General features: G+C 75.8%; 12 protein-coding genes and 1 pseudogene. 10 read left to right on the forward strand and 3 right to left on the reverse strand.

From position 1 onward, the window contains the following. Positions 1 to 128 precede the first annotated feature (128 nt). The 6 genes and pseudogenes from ABZW14_RS18800 to ABZW14_RS18825 form a co-directional block, all read left to right on the forward strand. Complete coding sequence (locus tag ABZW14_RS18800) at positions 129 to 3218, forward strand: hypothetical protein (protein ID WP_355347770.1); 3090 nt, start codon at positions 129 to 131, stop codon at positions 3216 to 3218. Positions 3219 to 3257: 39 nt separating this feature from the next. Further along, positions 3258 to 4301, forward strand: coding sequence for an alpha/beta hydrolase (locus ABZW14_RS18805; RefSeq protein ID WP_355347773.1), 1044 nt, complete (start codon positions 3258 to 3260; stop codon positions 4299 to 4301). 5 nt (positions 4302 to 4306) lie between these two features. Then, on the forward strand, positions 4307 to 5188 hold the full coding sequence (locus ABZW14_RS18810; protein ID WP_355347776.1) for a DUF3152 domain-containing protein: 882 nt from the start codon (positions 4307 to 4309) through the stop codon (positions 5186 to 5188). A gap of 88 nt (positions 5189 to 5276) precedes the next feature. After that, positions 5277 to 6158 (forward strand): DUF3152 domain-containing protein, encoded by an 882-nt coding sequence (locus ABZW14_RS18815; protein WP_355347779.1) that lies wholly within the window; start codon positions 5277 to 5279, stop codon positions 6156 to 6158. Positions 6159 to 6199: 41 nt separating this feature from the next. Next, positions 6200 to 7447, forward strand: coding sequence for an adenylyltransferase/sulfurtransferase MoeZ (gene moeZ, locus ABZW14_RS18820; RefSeq protein WP_355348115.1), 1248 nt, complete (start codon positions 6200 to 6202; stop codon positions 7445 to 7447). Between the two features lie 72 nt (positions 7448 to 7519). Then, positions 7520 to 8389, forward strand: a pseudogene (locus ABZW14_RS18825) (hypothetical protein); the annotation flags it as partial. Positions 8390 to 8593: 204 nt separating this feature from the next. On the opposite strand, the gene ABZW14_RS18830 reads toward ABZW14_RS18825, so the two are convergent. Together ABZW14_RS18830 and proB are read right to left on the reverse strand one after the other, a co-directional pair. Then, positions 8594 to 9835 carry a glutamate-5-semialdehyde dehydrogenase gene (locus tag ABZW14_RS18830; RefSeq protein ID WP_355347782.1) on the reverse strand — a complete coding sequence of 414 codons (1242 nt, stop codon included), beginning with the start codon at positions 9833 to 9835 and terminating at the stop codon, positions 8594 to 8596. Positions 9836 to 9846: 11 nt separating this feature from the next. After that, a complete protein-coding gene (gene proB, locus ABZW14_RS18835; RefSeq protein WP_355347785.1) occupies positions 9847 to 11004 on the reverse strand; it encodes a glutamate 5-kinase in 1158 nt (385 codons plus the stop codon). Between the two features lie 13 nt (positions 11005 to 11017). Here proB and ABZW14_RS18840 point away from each other — a divergent pair, with 13 nt between their 5' ends. From ABZW14_RS18840 to ABZW14_RS18855, 4 genes are all read left to right on the forward strand, one after another. Beyond that, positions 11018 to 11332: an MGMT family protein gene (locus tag ABZW14_RS18840; RefSeq protein WP_355347788.1), complete on the forward strand. Its 315-nt coding sequence runs from the start codon at positions 11018 to 11020 to the stop codon at positions 11330 to 11332. Between the two features lie 32 nt (positions 11333 to 11364). Continuing rightward, a complete protein-coding gene (locus ABZW14_RS18845; RefSeq protein WP_355347791.1) occupies positions 11365 to 12750 on the forward strand; it encodes an MFS transporter in 1386 nt (461 codons plus the stop codon). 27 nt (positions 12751 to 12777) lie between these two features. After that, entirely contained in the window at positions 12778 to 14247 is a 1470-nt protein-coding gene (locus ABZW14_RS18850; protein WP_355347794.1) for an aminotransferase class V-fold PLP-dependent enzyme, read from the forward strand. Positions 14248 to 14353: 106 nt separating this feature from the next. Beyond that, positions 14354 to 15949 (forward strand): D-glucuronyl C5-epimerase family protein, encoded by a 1596-nt coding sequence (locus ABZW14_RS18855; protein WP_355347797.1) that lies wholly within the window; start codon positions 14354 to 14356, stop codon positions 15947 to 15949. Positions 15950 to 16008: 59 nt separating this feature from the next. Here the strand turns inward: ABZW14_RS18855 and ABZW14_RS18860 are convergent, their stop codons facing one another. Then, complete coding sequence (locus ABZW14_RS18860; protein WP_355347800.1) at positions 16009 to 16950, reverse strand: hypothetical protein; 942 nt, start codon at positions 16948 to 16950, stop codon at positions 16009 to 16011. Between the last annotated feature and the right edge of the window lie 120 nt (positions 16951 to 17070).

A 17070-nucleotide genomic window follows, 5' to 3' on the forward strand; every position in this document is an offset into this window, starting at 1 on the left:
TACGAGCCGGCACTTATCACCCGAACCGTTCCGGGTCCGTGAACCCGTCGCGGAATTGGCCCGCCGCTGTAACTTATCGCCACTGTCACCACACGGTAGCCTCAGCGGGGGCGACCAAGGAGCGCGCGGTGAGTGAATCAGGGCAACCCGGAGCCGCCACCCCGGGAGAGCACGGCGACGGCACGGGTCAGCAGGACGACCTGGCCCACGCCGGCAGCGGGTGGGCGCCCCCGGCGACCGGCTGGGCCCGGCAGGCGCCGGCGCCCGGCGGCTGGCCCCGCGCCGACCTCACCAGCGGCTGGGGCGCCTCGTCCCCCCGGCACGGCGACCTGCCGGCCCCGCTGCCCGGCCTGACCGCCGAGGAGCCGCCGGGCCGGGTCAACGGCCGCCACGTCAACGGCGTGCACACCGGGGAGGAACCGCCCGTGACCCGCCAGGCGCCGGTGAGCGCCCCGCCCGCGGACGAGCCGCGCCGGGAGACCGGCGGCGACCGGCTCATCGTGCCGGCCCAGCGCCCGGCCCCGGCGGTCGAGCAGCCGGCCGCCGAGGCGGATCCCAACCGGTCCCGGCACGCCTCCGACGACCCGCCGGCGGGGCGCGCCGCGCGCTGGGCGGAGAGCGGCCCGACGTCCGCGCCGCCGGCCCTCCAGGTGCCGCCGGTCGGCGCCGCCGCCTCCGGCTTCGAGGTGCCCCCCGGCTTCCATGCCCCGACCGCCGAGCGGTCCGAACCAACGTCGCTTTCCCGAGGCTGGGCCGACCGCCTGCCGCCGGAGGAGCCGCCGGCCGAGGCCACACCGTCGCCGGGCCGTCCCGACCGTCTCCCGCCGGAACAGTTCCCGGCCGAGGCGCCGCCCTACGCGGGCCGTTCCGACCGCTTCCCGCCGGAACAGCCGCCGGCCGCGGCGCCGTCGCTCTCCCGGGGCTGGGCCGACCCGCCCACCTCGGCCCCGCCCGCCGGCCCGGACGCCGGTGCCGCGGGCGAGCACCGGCCGGCCGCCGAGCCGCCGCGCGCGGTGGCCGACGACCGGGGCGCCGGGCCGGCCGAGGAACCGGCGTGGCCCGGCCCGGCCTGGAACCGCCCGAGCTGGGGCGGGGGCTGGGCGCCGCCCTGGGCGCGCGAGGACGAGCCGACCGGCCCCCGGGCCGGCGAGGAGGAGCTCGCCGGCCGCCGCGCCGCCCGTGAGGACGAGCCGGTCGCCCGCCGGGCTGCCCGCGACGAGGAGCCCGGCGCCCGCCGGGTGGCTCGCGACGACGAGCCGGTCGCCCGCCGGGCCGCCGGCCGCGAGGAGTGGGCGCCCGAGCCGACCCGGCCCTACGAGCCCGCCCGGGTCGAGCCGCCCGCCGGCTACGAACCACCCCGGCCGGAGCCGGTCCGCCCCTACGAACCGGTCCGGGCCGAGTCGCCCGAGGGCTACGAGGCGCCGCGCACCGAGGCGTCCCGGCCGTACGAGGCGCCCGAATCCCGTCCGGCACCCGAGCCGGCCGCCCGGGAGGCCCCCGAGCGGCCGAGCTGGGCCGGGCCGCCCGTGCCGGTGACCCCGTTCAGCGCGCCCCCGCACACCACCCCGACCAGCGCGCCACCGGTGCCCCGTGAGGCGCCCACCGGCTACCCGCCCGCGCCGGCCGTCCACGCTGCCGGTGAGCGGGAGGGCACGCCGTACCGGCTGTCGGGCGGGGCGGAGCGGCCGCCCGCCCCCGCCGACCGCCTCCCCGCGCCCACCCCGACGAGCGCGCCCCCCTACGCCGCCCGCCGGTCCGCCCCGGAACCGCCGCCGGCCGCCGAGGCGGTCGCCGGCGACCCCACGCCGGTGCTGCCGCAGCGTGTCCCTGCCGAGCCGGATGTGCCCGTCGTGCCGGAGCCGCCCGCCGTGGAACCGTCCGCCGAGACCCCGGAACTCGCCCGCATCGCCACCCACCTGCGCCGCGATGACGAACCCGCGCCGCTGCGCGAGCGGCCGGAGGGCTTCGACGTCAACGCCATCCTCGACGCCGTCCGGGAGGTGGCCGGCGTCCGCGACGCGGCGCTGCGCCGCACCCCGGCCGGGGCGCACAGCCTCCGGCTGGACCTCGCCGACGGCGCGGACCCGGCCGAGGTGAGCCGGATGGTGGCCCGCCTGCTCCAGGAGCGGATGGGGCTGGCCGCCGCCCCGCAGAACCTGCCCGGCGCGCCGGCGGCCCCGCCGCCCCCGGTCCGCCGCCGGTCGGCCCAGCCGCGCGCCGACCGCCCCGCCGAGCCCCGCCCCGCCGAGGACCGGCCCGCACCGGCGCGATCCGGCGTCCGTCCGGCGGAGGACCCGTCCCGTCCGGCCTGGTCCGCCCCGCAGGCCCCGGTGGCGGAGGATCCTGGCGGCCCACGCTCCGAACCGGCGGAGGAACCGCGGTCCCGGGCGGTCGAGGGGCTGGCCGGTTCGCCGTCCCACCCGGTCGAGGGTGTCGCCGGCCCGCCGTCCCGGGGGGCCGAAGGGCTGACCGGCCCGCAGTTCCGCGCGGCCGAGGAACCGGCCGCCCCGCGGCCCGGCCCGAACCGCCCGGCCGAGAACCGGTCCGGGGAGGGCCGGTTCGCCGCGCCCGAGGCGCGCGCCGGCCGGCTCACCGAGGCGCCGGTCGAGAGCGGCGACGGCGAGCCGCCGCGCCGCCGCCGGCCGGCCAGCACCCACCGGGGCCGGGCCGCGGTGGAGGAGTCGTCGCTGGCCGCGGCCCCGGCCGGCACGGCCACCGGCAGCCCGGCCACGCTCGGCACCTCGTACTCCGGCGGGCAGATGAGCACGACGGAGACCGCGCCGTCGCGACCGCTGGACACCGGCGGCCTGCCGGGTCCCCGGGTGGTGATCGACCACGTCCAGGTGAGCACCTTCGGCCTGGACGCCACCGTGGAGGTCCGCCTGATCGCCGGTGACCGGACGGCGGAGGGCCACTCCACCGGGCCGGCCGTCGACGGTTACGTGCTGCGGCTCTGCGCGGTGGCCGCGGCCGCCGCGGTGGACGAACTGCTCGGCCGGGCCGCGCCGGCCGGCGAGCGGGGGCGGTGCTTCGTCGAGCACGCCGCCGTGGTGCCGTTCGGAAACTGCGAGGTGGCGACCGTGGTGGTGCTGCTGGTGTGCGACGGCTGGGTGGAACAGCTCGCCGGGTCGGCCCTGGTCGCCGGGGATCCCCGGCAGGCCGTGGTGCGGGCCACGCTGGCCGCGGTGAACCGCCGCCTGGAGGCGCTGCTCGCCTGAGCCGGTGTCGGGGCCCGCTGCCGCGGGAAGACTGAAGTCATGAAGCCCGCCACCCTCTGGCCGGATGATCTCCTGCCCGCGCACCACGTCCCGCCGCCCTGGCCCGGCCGGCAGGTCCGGCTCGACGGCACGGTCACGTACGTGCGGGACACGCCGGCCACCGCTCCCGGCGCCGAGCCGGCGCTCTACGTGCACGGCCTCGGCGGCTCGTCACAGAACTGGACGGATCTGGCGGGCCTGCTCGCCGACCGGCTCGACGGCCAGGCGATCGACCTGCCCGGCTTCGGGCGCAGCGAACCCGGCCGGCGCTACACGGTGCCGGCCTTCGCCGATCGGGTGGTCCGCTGGATCGAGCACAGCGGCCGGGGGCCGGTGCACCTGTTCGGCAACTCGCTCGGCGGCGCGATCTCGGTACGGGTGGCGGCGCTGCGGCCGGACCTGGTCCGGACGCTGACCCTGATCTCCCCGGCCCTGCCGTTCCTGGACTTCCGGCGCTCGTTGCAGGGGCGGATGCTGCCCCTGCTGGCGATCCCCCGGGGCGAGCGCCTGGCCGCCTGGCGGCTGGCCCAGCTCGCACCCGAGGTCATGGCCCAGCAGGTGATGGAGGCGTGCATCGCCGATCTCACCCGGATCAGCGACCAGCGCCGGCAGGAGGCGATCGAGGAGATCCGGATCCGCTACGAGGCGGTTCACTACGCCGCCGCATACGTCCGCACCTTCCGTGGTCTGGTCTCCAGCTTCCTGCGGTCGTACCTGCCGGGGTCCGGCTCGCTGTGGCGGCTGACGGGGACGGTGCGGGTGCCGACGCTCGTGGTGGGCGGGCGGCAGGACCGCCTGGTCGACGTGCGGGTGGCGCCGCAGGCCGCCCGGGTGATCCCGGACAGCCGCCTGCTGCTGCTCGACGGTGTCGGTCACGTGGCCCAGCTGGAGGTGCCCCGCACGGTGGCGCGGGCCGTGCTGGCACTGCTCGCCGAGGCGTCCCCCGTCGGGGCGCCGCCGGGCGGCGAGTGGACGGACACGCAGGCCAGAGCATTGATCACCGAAACGGGGGAGAGCGGCCTGCGCCGGGACATGGCAGGCTGAGCCGGATGCCCACCTCTGCCCGTCCGCGTGCCGCGCGGCCCACCGCCCCGCCCGCCGGCCGCTGGCGTTCCGCCGTCGTGGTCGGTGCCTTCCTCGTCGCCGCCGCGGTCGGCATCGGGGTGGCGCTGCAACACCCGTCGGTCGGGGCCGAGGCGCTGGTCAGTGCCGACTCGGCCGCCGAATCGCCCCTGCCCACGGGCGGCCCGCCGCCGTCGAGCGCGCCGCCGCCGTCGTCGCCGTCACCGTCGGCGCCGCCCAACCCGGTGCCGAGCACGCCGGTGCTGCAACTGCCCGGCCCGGTGCCCGCGCACGGCCGGGGGAGCTTCGGCTACGACGACCGGGCCGGCGGGGTGCTGGGCCGGGCCGGGGTGCTGCGCCGGTTCCGGGTGGCGGTGGAGAACGGCTCCGGTGAGGACGTGCACGCCTTCGGTGACGCCGTGCAACGAGCGCTGGCCGGGCCGGGGAGCTGGGTGGACAGCGGCCAGTTGCGGTTGCAGCGGGTGGGCGCCGGCAGCCGGTCCGACTTCACGATCTACCTGGCCACCCGGGACACCGCGGGGCGGCTCTGCCGTGCCGGGGGGATCGACATCCGGGTGGGCGGTGTGCCGTACACGTCCTGCCGGGTGACCGGCAAGGTGGTGATCAACCTGGACCGGTGGCGGACCTCGGCACCCCACCTGGTCGCCGCGAAGCTCCCGCTGGACACCTACCGGCTCTACGTCGTCAACCACGAGGTCGGTCACCAGCTGGGACATCATCACGAGGCCTGCCCCGGGAAGGGCCGGGCGGCCCCGGTCATGCAGCAGCAGACGCTCTTCCTGAACGGCTGCCGGCCGAACCCGTGGCCGTACGTGGGCGGGAAGCGGTACACCGGTCCGTCGGTGTGAACGACCTGATCCTGGCAATGAGAAGTATTTCGCGGGATAAGTGGTGGATGTGGGCTAATCGCCCGAATTGACATGGCACGCTGAGGGCATGACGTCGTCGTCCCCTTACGACCCGCCTGCCGACCCCGGCCCGCCCCGGCTCGACTTCGACCGTCCGCCGGCCCACCCCGGCACCGCACCACCGGTCAACCCCGCCCGGCGCCGGATGCGGCGTCGCCGGCGGCGCACGGTCCTGCTCCTGGCGGTGCTGCTCGTCGCGGGCGCCGGCGCGGCCGGGGTGACCCGGCTGGCCGGTCCGGACGGTCCGGTGCACCTGTCCGCCCGGCATCCGCTGTCCGCCGACCCGTCCCTGGCCAACGGCGCCGCCGTCGGGCCCCGCAGCGAGCCGGGCGGCTACCCCACCGCGGGCCCCGGCAGCTTCGCCGCTGCCGACGGCCGCTCGCCGGTACACGGCCACGACGGCCCGCTGCGCCGCTACCGGGTCGAGGTCGAGCAGGACGCCGGTCAGGACGTCGACGAGTTCGCCGCCACCGTGGACGCGGTACTGGGCGACGCCCGGAGCTGGATCGCCTCGGGTGAGCTGCGGGTGCAGCGGGTGCCCGAGGCGGCGGCCGCCGACTTCACCGTCTACCTGGCCACCCCCGCCACCTCCGAGCGGATGTGCGCCGAGGGCGGGCTCAGCACCGAGCGCTACACCTCGTGCCGGCTGCCCGGCCGGGTCGTCATCAACCTGGCCCGCTGGATGGAGGCGGTGCCCGACTACGGCGCCCCGCTGGAGGTCTACCGGACCTACGTGATCAACCACGAGGTCGGGCACGAGTTCGGCGAGCTGCACCAGGCCTGCCCCGGGCCCGGCGCGCCGGCGCCGGTGATGCAGCAGCAGACGTACGGGCTGGCCGGCTGCGTGGCGAACGCCTGGCCGTACGTCGACGGGGCCCGCTACTCCGGCGAGCCCACCGACGGGCTCTGAGTTATTCCCGCTCCCGCATGTCGGGCGACGTGGCCCTCATCATGGCCGATCCCTACCGGGGCGAGCGACAATGGCGCGGTCCCACCGCCGATCCCGGGGAGTCCACCGTGTCGTTGCCCCCGCTCGTCGAGCCCGCCGCCGAGCTGACCGTAGACGAGATCCGTCGCTACTCCCGCCACCTGATCATTCCCGACGTCGGCGTCGAGGGTCAGAAGCGGCTGAAGAACGCCCGGGTGCTCTGCGTGGGCGCCGGTGGCCTCGGCTCGCCGGCCCTCATGTATCTCGCCGCCGCCGGTGTCGGCACCCTCGGCATCATCGACTTCGACACCGTCGACGAGTCCAACCTCCAGCGCCAGATCATCCACGGCGTCTCCGACGTCGGCCGGTCCAAGGCCGAGTCCGCCGCCGCCTCGATCCGCGAGATCAACCCGCTGGTCAACGTGGAGATCCACAACACCGCGCTGGACCGGGACAACGTCCGGGAGATCTTCTCCGGCTACGACCTGATCGTCGACGGCACCGACAACTTCGCCACCCGCTACATGGTCAACGACGCGGCGGTGCTGCTCGGCAAGCCGTACGTCTGGGGTTCGATCTACCGGTTCGACGGCCAGGCGTCGGTGTTCTGGGCCGAGCACGGTCCCTGCTACCGCTGCCTCTATCCGGAGCCGCCGCCGCCCGGCATGGTCCCGTCCTGCGCCGAGGGCGGCGTGCTCGGCGTGCTCTGCGCGTCCATCGGGTCGATCCAGGTCAACGAGGCCATCAAGCTGCTCGCCGGCATCGGCGAGCCGCTGGTCGGCCGGCTGATGGTCTACGACGCCCTGGAGATGAGCTACCGCAAGATCAAGGTTCGGAAGGACCCGAACTGCGTGCTCTGCGGCGAGAACCCGACGGTCACCGACCTGCTGGAGGACTACGAGGACTTCTGCGGCGCGGTCTCCGACGAGGCGCAGGAGGCGGTGGTCGACTCGACCATCACCGCGCTGGAGCTGAAGGAGTGGCAGGACGCCGGCAAGGACATCTTCCTGGTCGACGTCCGTGAGCCGGCCGAGTACGAGATCGTCCGGATCCCCGGCGCCACCCTCATCCCCAAGGGCGAGATCATCTCGGGCGAGGCGCTGGCGAAGCTCCCGCAGGACAAGCAGATCGTGCTGCACTGCAAGTCCGGCGTCCGCTCCGCCGAGGCGCTCGCCGCGCTCAAGGCCGCCGGCTTCCGGGACGCCGTGCACGTCCAGGGCGGCGTGCTCTCCTGGATCAAGCAGATCGACCCGGCGCTGCCGGCCTACTGAGGTCGCTGTCGAAGGGCCCTCCCGGGTGTGCCGGGAGGGCCCTTCGCGTACCGCCGGTGGGCCGGGCCACCCCTGGCCGAGCTACCGAGGCGTAACCACGTTTGCGCCGGTAGCGTGACTGTCGTGGTGGATCTGGACGCGGCGATCGGCTTCGTCGTGGCGCACGGCGACGCGGTGGACCGCGCCCGCCTCTCCCGGCTGCGCACTGGCGCCCCGGTGCCGCCCGAGCTGCTCGACGCGGCCGAATCCGGGCAGGCGTCCGGCGGTGGCTGGCCGGCCGTGCTCGACGGCGAGGTCGCCTCGGTCGACGCGACCTGTTACCGCCTGGCCGAGCTGGACGACCTCGGTGCGCTGGGTCGCCCCGCCGCCCGGCACGCCCTGGACTGGCTGGCCGCCCGCCAGCTCCCCGACGGCGGCTGGGACGAGGACCCGTCGCTGGCCGGGTTCGCCCCCGAGTGGGCCACGCCGGGTGACCCGGAGGCCCGGCTCTTCCTGACCGCCAACGCCGGGTTCTGGCTCACCGTGGCCGGGCTGGACGCCCGCGCCGCCGGCCCGCTCGACCACCGGGTCGGCGGGGCGTACGCCGGTGTGGTCCAGGCGGCGGCCCAGGCGCTCGCCGCGCAGCTCGCGCCGGACGGCAGCTGGCCGTCCTTCCTGCCGGCCGGCTGGCTGGCCGCAGCCGTGCTGCACCGCCAGCAGATGTACTACGAGTCCGCCCGGATCCAGGCCGTCCTGGCCGAACGCATCCCGCAGATGTCCCCGGCCGACGTGGCCTGGCTCGCCGCGACGCTGCGCCGGGTCGACGTGGGCGAGGAGCAGTGGCTGCTGGTCTCGGCGCGGCGGCGGCTGGCCGAGACCCAGCGCAGCGACGGCGGCTGGGACAGCGACGACGGCCACCAGTTCGACGTGCACACCACGCTGCGGGCGATCCGGGCCTGCCGTCCGACCACTCCCGAGGCCCCGGTCTCCGGTGCGCCGTTCGTGTCGCCGCCGGTGCCGGCCCCGCGCCCGGCGCCCCCGGGCGAGCTGGTCCTGCCGCCCGTCGTCCCGTTGCCGAGGCCGGCCCCGCCGTCCGCGCCGCCACCGGAGTCGGCGCCGCCCGAGCCGGCCGCGCCCACCGCCTGAGCGGCCGCGCGGCCGGGCCGCTCAGCGCAGGTGGCCGTCGCCGGTGACCACGTACTTGGTGCTGGTCAGCTCGGGCAGCCCCATCGGGCCGCGGGCGTGCAGCTTCTGCGTGGAGATGCCGATCTCGGCGCCGAAGCCGAACTCGCCTCCGTCGGTGAAGCGGGTGGAGGCGTTCACCATCACGGCCGCCGCGTCCACCCGGGCCACGAACTCGCGGGCCGCCGGCTGGGAGTCGGTGACGATCGCCTCGGTGTGGCCGGTGCCGTGCCGCCGGATGTGCGCGACCGCCGCGTCCAGCGAGTCGACCACGGCCACCGAGATGTCGGCGGAGAGGTATTCGGTGTCGAAGTCCTCCTCGGTGGCCGGCACCACGGCGTCGGAGTAGCCGGCCACCCGGGCGTCGCCGTGCACGGTCACCCCGGCCTCGGCGAGGGCGGCCAGCACGGCCGGCAGGAAGGCGTCCGCGACGGCCGCGTGCACCAGCAGGGACTCGGCCGTGTTGCAGGTGGACAGCCGCTGCGTCTTGGAGTTCAGCGTGACCGCCACGGCCTTCGCCAGGTCGGCGGCGGCGTCCACGTAGACGTGGCAGTTGCCCACCCCGGTCTCGATCACCGGCACGGTCGACTCCTCGACCACGGTCCGGATGAGCGACGCCCCGCCGCGCGGGATCAGCACGTCGACCAGGCCCCGGGCGCGCATCAGCTCCTTGACCGAGTCGCGGGTGCTGGCGTCGAGGAGCTGCACCGCGTCGGCCGGCAGGCCGGCACCGGCGACCGCGTCGCGGAGGACCGCGACCAGGGCGGCGTTGGAGTGCGCCGCCGACGAGGAGCCGCGCAGGAGCGCGGCGTTGCCGGACTTCAGGCAGATCCCGGCCGCGTCGACGGTCACGTTGGGGCGGCCCTCGTAGATGATGCCGACCACCCCGAAGGGCACCCGGACCTGGCGCAGCTCGAGCCCGTTGGGCAGGGTCGCGCCGCGCACCACCTCGCCCACCGGGTCGGGCAGCGCGGCCATCTGCCGCAGCGCGTCCGCGATGCCGGCCACCCGGCCCTCGTCGAGGGTCAGCCGGTCCAGGACGGCCGTGCTCAGCCCGGCCTCGCGCCCGGCCGCCAGGTCTGCCGCGTTCGCGGTCAGGATCTCGGGGGTACGCGCCACCAGCGCGCCGGCCATCGCGTGCAGCGCGGCGTCCTTGACCGTGCGGGTGGCGACCGCGAGGGCCTCCGCCGCGCCCCGGGCCCGCCGGGCCTGCTCGACCACGCTCATGCCAGCACTCCTCACAGCAGCACGAGGTCGTCGCGGTGGACGACCTCCCGTTCGTACGCCGGGCCGAGCGCCGCGGCGAGTTCCGAGGTGGAGCGGCCGAGCAGCCCGGGCAGCTCGATCGCGTCGTAGTTGACCAGCCCACGGGCGACCGGTGCGCCCTCGGTGTCGACCAGGTCCACCGGGTCCCCGGCGGTGAACGCGCCGTCGACCGCGGTGATGCCGGCCGGGAGCAGGGACTTGCGCCGACCGACCACGGCCTGCACCGCGCCCGGATCGAGGTGCAGCCGGCCGCGCGGCGCGGTGGCGTGCGCCAGCCAGAAGAGCCGGGCCGCCGGGCGCCGGCTGCTCGGGTGGAAGAAGGTGCCGACCGGCTCGCCGGCCAGCGCCGGCGCGGCCAGCGGCGCGGCGGTGAGCACCACCGGGATGCCGAAGCCGGTGGCGATCCGGGCCGCCTCGACCTTGGTGACCATGCCCCCCGTGCCCACCCCGGCGCGCCCGGCGCCGCCGATGTCCACGCCGGCCAGGTCGCCCTCGCCGTGCACCTCGGTGATCCGGGTGCTGCCGGCGCGGGCCGGGTCGCCGGTCCAGAGCGCGTCCACGTCCGACAGCAGGACTAGCAGGTCGGCGTCGACCAGGGCGGCGACCAGCGCGGCGAGCCGGTCGTTGTCGCCGAAGCGGATCTCCTCGGTGGCCACCGTGTCGTTCTCGTTGACGATCGGCACGGCCCGCAGGTCGAGCAGCTTGCGCAGCGTCCGGTACGCGTTGCGGTAGTGCGCCCGCCGGGTCACGTCGTCGACGGTGAGCAGCACCTGCCCGACGGTCAGCCGGTGCCGGGCGAAGGCCGCCGTGTAGCGGCCGATGAGCAGGCCCTGCCCGACGCTGGCGGCGGCCTGCTGGGTGGCCAGGTCGCGGGGGCGCCGGCGCAGCCCGAGCGGGGCCAGGCCGGCGGCGATCGCGCCGGAGGAGACCAGCACGACCTCGCGCCCGGCGGTGGCCAGCGCACCGAGCGTGTCGACCAGCGCGTCGACCCGGGTGTCGTCCAGGCCGCCCGCCGGGGTGGTCAGCGAGGACGAGCCGATCTTGACGACGATCCGGCGGGCCGAGGTGACTGCTTCGCGCACCGGACCATTCTGCGCGCTGCGGTCCACCGCACCTCGGCGCGTTCCCATATCGTGGCAGCCCGTGACACCTGACGAGTACATCGAGGCGGTGCTGGACCTGGTCGAGCGGATCCCGCCCGGCCGCGTGATGTCGTACGGGGCGGTGGCCGACGCCCTCGCCGACCGGTCGGGGCGGGCCTCGGCCCGGCTCGTCGGCTCGATCATGGCGCGACACGGTGGCGGGGTGCCGTGGCACCGGGTGGTGAACTCGGCCGGTCGGCTGCCGCCGGGGCACGAGGTGGAGGCGCGGGCCCGGCTGCGCGCCGAGGGCTGCCCGTTGCGCCCCGCCGGGGTGGACATGGCGGCGGCCGCCTGGTCGCCCGACGAGGGGATGTGACCGCTGACATAACGTGAGTAGCATTCGGCTCCATGACGGAAACGGGCGGGAGCCTGCCTCGCCGGGTGCACGCCCGATACGCGCTGGGGTCCCTGGTCACCGGCGCTTTCGGGACGGTGCCCGGGCTGCTCCTGCTGCCGTACCTCACCGACACGCTGGGCGTCGCGGCCGGAGTGGCCGCCCTGCTGGTGCTCCTGCCCAAGGCGTGGGACGTGCTGGTCAACCCGGTCGCCGGGCGGATCTCCGACCGGACCCGGTCCCGTTGGGGCGCGCGCCGGCCCTGGCTGCTCGGCGGCGGGCTGGCCCTGGCCGTGCTCTTCGCCGCCATCTTCGCGGCGCCGTTCGGTGCCGGCCCGGCCGCCGGGACGTACGTGGCCGTGGCGTTCCTGGCCACCGCTACCGCGTTCGCCTTCTTCCAGGTGCCCTACGTGGCCATGCCCGCCGAGCTGACCGGCGATCCGGCGGAACGTACCCGGCTCATGAGCTGGCGGATCGCGGTGCTGGCGCTGGCCATCCTGGTCTCCGGCGCGGTGGCCCCGGCCGTGGTGACCGCCGGCGGCGACGGCGTGCCCGGGCACCGCTGGATGGGCCTGTTCGTGGCGGTGCTGATCGTGGTCGGCACGGTCGGCGTGTTCCTCGGCACCCGCTCCGCGCCCAGCGGCACGGTGGGGGAGAGCGAGCCCAGCCTGCGCGCCCAGCTCACGGTCGCCGGCCGGAACCGGCCGTTCCGGGTGCTGCTGATCTGCTTCGTGATCCAGTCCGCCGGTGTGGCCACCGTGCTGGCCGGGGTCAAGTACTTCGCCGACCAGGTGCTCCGCGCGCCGGACAGCGGGCCGACCCTGCTCTTCGCCTGCTTCGTCGGCCCGGCGCTGCTGGTCATGCCGCTGTGGACCCGCGCCGGGGCCCGGCTGGGCAAGCGCGGCGCCCTGGTGGCCGCGTCCCTGCTCTTCGCGGCCGGCGCGCTGGCCCTGGTCGCCGCCCCCGCGCTCCCGGCCGTCGGGGTCTACGCCGTGGTCGCGCTGATCGGCGTCGGCTACGCCGGCCAGCAGGTCTTCGCGCTGGCCATGCTGCCGGACTGCATCGCCTACGACACCGCGCGCACCGGCCGACGGCAGGCCGGGGTGTTCACCGGGCTGTGGACCGCCGGGGAGACCTTCGGCCTGGCCCTCGGCCCCGGCATCTACGGCCTGGTCCTCCAGCTCTCCGGCTACGTCTCCTCGTCCACCGGCTCCGCGGCCGCCCAGTCCGCCACCGCCCGGCTGGGCGTGCTGCTCGGCTTCACGGTCCTGCCGGCCCTGCTGGTCGCCGCTCCGATCGCGCTGCTACGCGGCTACACCCTGACCGCGGCCCACCTGAGCCCCACCCCCGCCCCCAGCTCCGGCGATCGTGGAGTTGTGGTCGCGGACGACAGTCGCTGAACGCCACAGAAAGGGCACCACAGGTCCATGATCGACGAAACGACGGGGGCGCTGCCTCTCCACGGGGTGCCGGCCGCGCGGGTGCTCGACGAGGTCCGAGCTCTGCGGGCGGCCGACCGCCCGACGCACGGCGGGCGGCTGTTCGCCTACGTCTACGACCCCGGCGTGACCGGGCTGGACGAGCTGGCACAGGCCGCCCATGCCGGGAGCGCCCACGTCAACGGCCTCGACCCGACCGCCTTCCCGTCCCTGCTGGCCATGGAGAACGCGCTGGTCGGGGCGGCCGCCCGGCTGCTCGGCGGCGGCCCCGGCACGTCCGCGCCGGACGTGGTCGGCAGCGTCACCAGCGGTGGCACCGAGTCGCTGATGCTGGCCGTCAAGGCGGCCCGGGACGCCCGGCCCGACCTCGCCGAGCCGCGCATCGTCGTGCCGGTCAGCGGGCACGCCGCCTTCGCCAAGGCGGCCCACTACCTGCGGGTGGCCCTCGACCCGGTGCCCGTGGACCCGGTGACCCTGCGCCCGGCCGTCGCCGACGTGGCCGCCGCGATCCGGCCCGAGACCGTGCTGGTGGTCGCCTCCGCCCCGTCGTACGCACACGGCGTGGTCGATCCGGTGGCGGAGATCGCGGCCGTGGCGGCGGCGGCCGGCGTGCGCTGCCACGTGGACGCCTGCTTCGGCGGCTGGACGCTGCCCTGGCTGCGCCGGCTCGGCGCGCCGGTGCCCCCGTTCGACTTCGCCGTACCCGGGGTCACCTCGATCTCGGTCGACCTGCACAAGTACGCGTACGCACCGAAGGGCGTGTCGGTGCTGCTGCACCGGGATCCGGCGCTGCGGTCGCCGCAGTTCTTCGCGTACGCGGACTGGCCCGGCTACACGATGGTCAACCCCGTGATCGCCTCGACCCGGTCGGGCGGGCCGATCGCCGCCGCGTACGCGACCCTGCGGCACCTCGGCGAGGACGGCTACCTGCGGCTGGCCGCCCTGACCCGGGACGCGGTCACCGGGCTGGCCGACGCGGTCCGCGCGGTCGACGGGCTGCGGCTGCTGGCCGAGCCGGAGTCGACAGTGGTCTGCTTCACCTCCGACGACCCGGGGCTGGACCTGTTCGTGCTGGTGGACGAGCTGACCGCCCGGGGCTGGCACACCCAGCCGCAGCTCGCGTACGCCGGCCTGCCGGCCAGCGTGCACCTCACGGTGACCGCGGCGGTGGCCCCACGGGTGGCCGAATTCGGCCCGGCGCTCGCCGAGGCGGTGGCGGCGGCCCGGGCGGCCGGGCCGGTCGTGCTCCCCCCGGAGCTGCTGGCGCTCGCCGGCAGCCTCACCCCGGAGGCGCTCACCCCCGACCTGATCGCCGGGCTGGCCGCCGGCCTGGGGCTCGGCGCCGGGCCGGCGGACCGGATGGCGGCCGTGAACACCCTGCTCCAGGCGGCCCCGCTCCGGCTGCGGGAGCGCCTGCTGGTGGAGTTCGTCGGGTTGCTCCAGCGTCCGACCTGGTGAGGCAGGTTGGGCCGATCAGCCGGAAAGGTCGGGCGTTTCGGGGCCGGAGCGGCACACCGGTCACTGGCTAGCATCCGGGTACATCGATGACACGGGGAGTATCCGGATGATGATCAACGCGTTACCAGGGGCCCGCCGGGCCGTGGCCGCCCTCACCGTCGGCGCGCTGCTCGGCCTCGCGCCCGCCGCCCCCGCACCCGCCGCGCCGGCCGGCCCGGCCGGCCCGGACCGGTCCACCGACGTCTCCGTCCCCGACCCCGGGTGGACGCCGGACCCGGTCGCCGAGGGCGTGCCGCGCCCGCCGTCGCGGGACGTCGGCAAGGTCAAGGAGCAGCAGCGGCGGGAGCGGTCGGCGGGCGCGACCGCCGCCGACGTCGTCGCCGGGTACGCCCGCGACGGCCACCTGCCGAAGAGCCTGCCCCTGGCGGCCCAGCCCACCAACACCGAACCCGCCCCGCTGGCGGACCCCGGCCTGCACGACGCCCAGGGCGTCCGGATGTTCAGCTTCCTCGGCAAGGTCTGGGACCATCCCGTCGCCCAGGCCCAGTGGGGCCTGCGCAACCTGGCCGCCTACCGGATCAACCGGGACCAGCGGTTCCTCGACCGGGCGATCGCGAACGCCCAGCGCAACCTGGACCGCCGGGTCGAGTCCCGGGGGGCGTGGTTCTACCCCTACGACTTCGACCTGACCCGGTGCGCCGGCCGGCCGGTGCTCCGCGCGCCCTGGTACAGCGGGATGGCGCAGGGGCAGTTGCTCAGTCTCTTCGTCGGCCTCGCCGAACTCACCGGCGACGCGAAGTGGCGGACGGCGGCGGACAACACGTTCCTGAGCCTGACCCTCCCGGTCAGCGCCACGGCGCCCTGGGGCAGTTGGGTGGACCCGAACGGGTACCTCTGGCTGGAGGAGTACCCGGTGACCTTCGGCACCACCGGCGAGCGGGTCCTCAACGGACACATCTTCGCCCTGTACGGCGTCTACGACTACTGGCGCCTCACCGGCGACGACCGGGCCGTGGCCGTCTTCGACGGGGCGGCCAGCACCGTCCGGCGTTACGTGCCGACCCACTTCCGGGTCACCCGGTGGGCGAGCAACTACTCGATGGGGTGCGCCCAGCCGCACCTCAAGTACCACCAGGTCCACACGGCGCAGAACCTGAAGCTCTACGAGATGACCTGGTCGGCCACCTTCGCCACGTACGCCTACCTGCTCCGCTCGGACTACCCGGCGCCTCTGGTGAACGGCACGGTCTCGTTCTCGGCCGGCACCCACGTCGGCTACAAGTTCTCCAGCACCGGGGCGATCACCGGTCAGAAGACGCTGAAACTGACCCGGGCCTCCGGCGCCCTCGCCGACCAGCGGACCCGGGTCCTGGGCCGCGGCATCTACTACCGGATCACCAACGGCGGGCTCGCCGGCTACCTGGTGCCCGAGGCGTACGGGCAGCGCATCCTGCTCGGCAAGGCGGTCGAGCACAGGTACCAGCCCACCCGGACCCTGTCGTTCCAGCCCGGCACCTACACCGGCTACGCGTACGACAGCAAGGGCGCCGTCACCGGCTCCAAGAAGCTCACCTTCTCGTCGGCGTCCATCGCGCCGCTCGGCGCGACCGCGTGGGTGAACGGCCGGCTCAGCTACCAGGTCACCGCCGGGGCGTACCTCGGCTACTGGCTGCCGCACGCCACCGGGCTCGCCTTCACCTGACCGGGGCACGCATCCGAGGCCCGTCCGGAGTCGCCGGACGGGCCTCGGCCGGTCCAGGGTCAGCCGACCGCGGTGACCGTGAACGACGCGGTGTTGTCGGCCGGGGAGATGTCCTCGACCGGCGCGCAGTAGCAGTAGTTCGCGGCCGCCGTGTAGGAGGCGGTGCCCAGCGCGCCGGCCGGGGTGCCGGCGGGAGCGGTCAGCACGACGTCGAAGGTGCGCTGCTCACCCGGCATGAACCGGGTGCCCGGGACGCTGAACCAGTCCCCGCCGCTGGGCATGTCCTGCGGCTCGGTGTGGTCGACGACCACGCCCGCCGGGAGGGCGGCGGTCAGGTCGACGCCGAACGACGGCGCGTCGTTGCCGTACCGGACGGTGACCGGCATCCGGCCCTGGAGGCTGCCGTCGGCCTGCCGGTTCAGGCTGACCGCGCCGGCGGTGACGGACAGGTCGCTTCGGGTCGCCTGCACGTACGGCTGCGGCTTCTTGAGGCTGCCGTTGGTGGACTGGAACAGCGTGGTGAAGCCGACGGTGTCCGACATCTCGCTGCTGCCGTTGGACATCACGCCGAACTCGCCGCCGGTGGCGGACATGGCGTACTTCCGGGGCGTGGTCCAGACGTGGAAACCCAGCCGCCAGGTCTGCGTCTCGCCGGGCTGGATCGCCACGCTGGCGCAGCTGTGCTGCATCCGGTTCTCCACCAGCCCCAGGATCACGCAGCCGAAGCCGGGGTCGACGGTCGTGAACGAGCCGCCGGCCGGCTCCGTGAGGAACACCGAGGGGTAGTCCCCGGTCGTCCCGTTGTTGGTGACCGTCGCGGTCAGTGTGCCCTCGTACCCCTGCGAGGTGGGGTTGAGAACCAGGGTCTGTGCGGTGACGGACAGCGGGCCGGTGGCCGCGGCCGGAGCGGCGGCGGCCGGCGTGGCGGCCGCGGTGACCGCGACCGCGGCGCCGAGCAGGCCGGCGGCGATCCGGCGTCCGGCGGACAGGGTGATGGGCATGGTCGTTCCTTCCCCGTGGTCGGTGCCGCCGTTCCCGGCGGCATCGACCGGCACCATATCGACCGACGTGCCCGGGCGGGGGCCCGAACGGACGAAACGGGCCCGGCGCCACCGCGCCGG

It is taken from the genome of Micromonospora sp. NPDC004551, from assembly GCF_040609975.1.
Lineage (GTDB): Bacteria > Actinomycetota > Actinomycetes > Mycobacteriales > Micromonosporaceae > Micromonospora.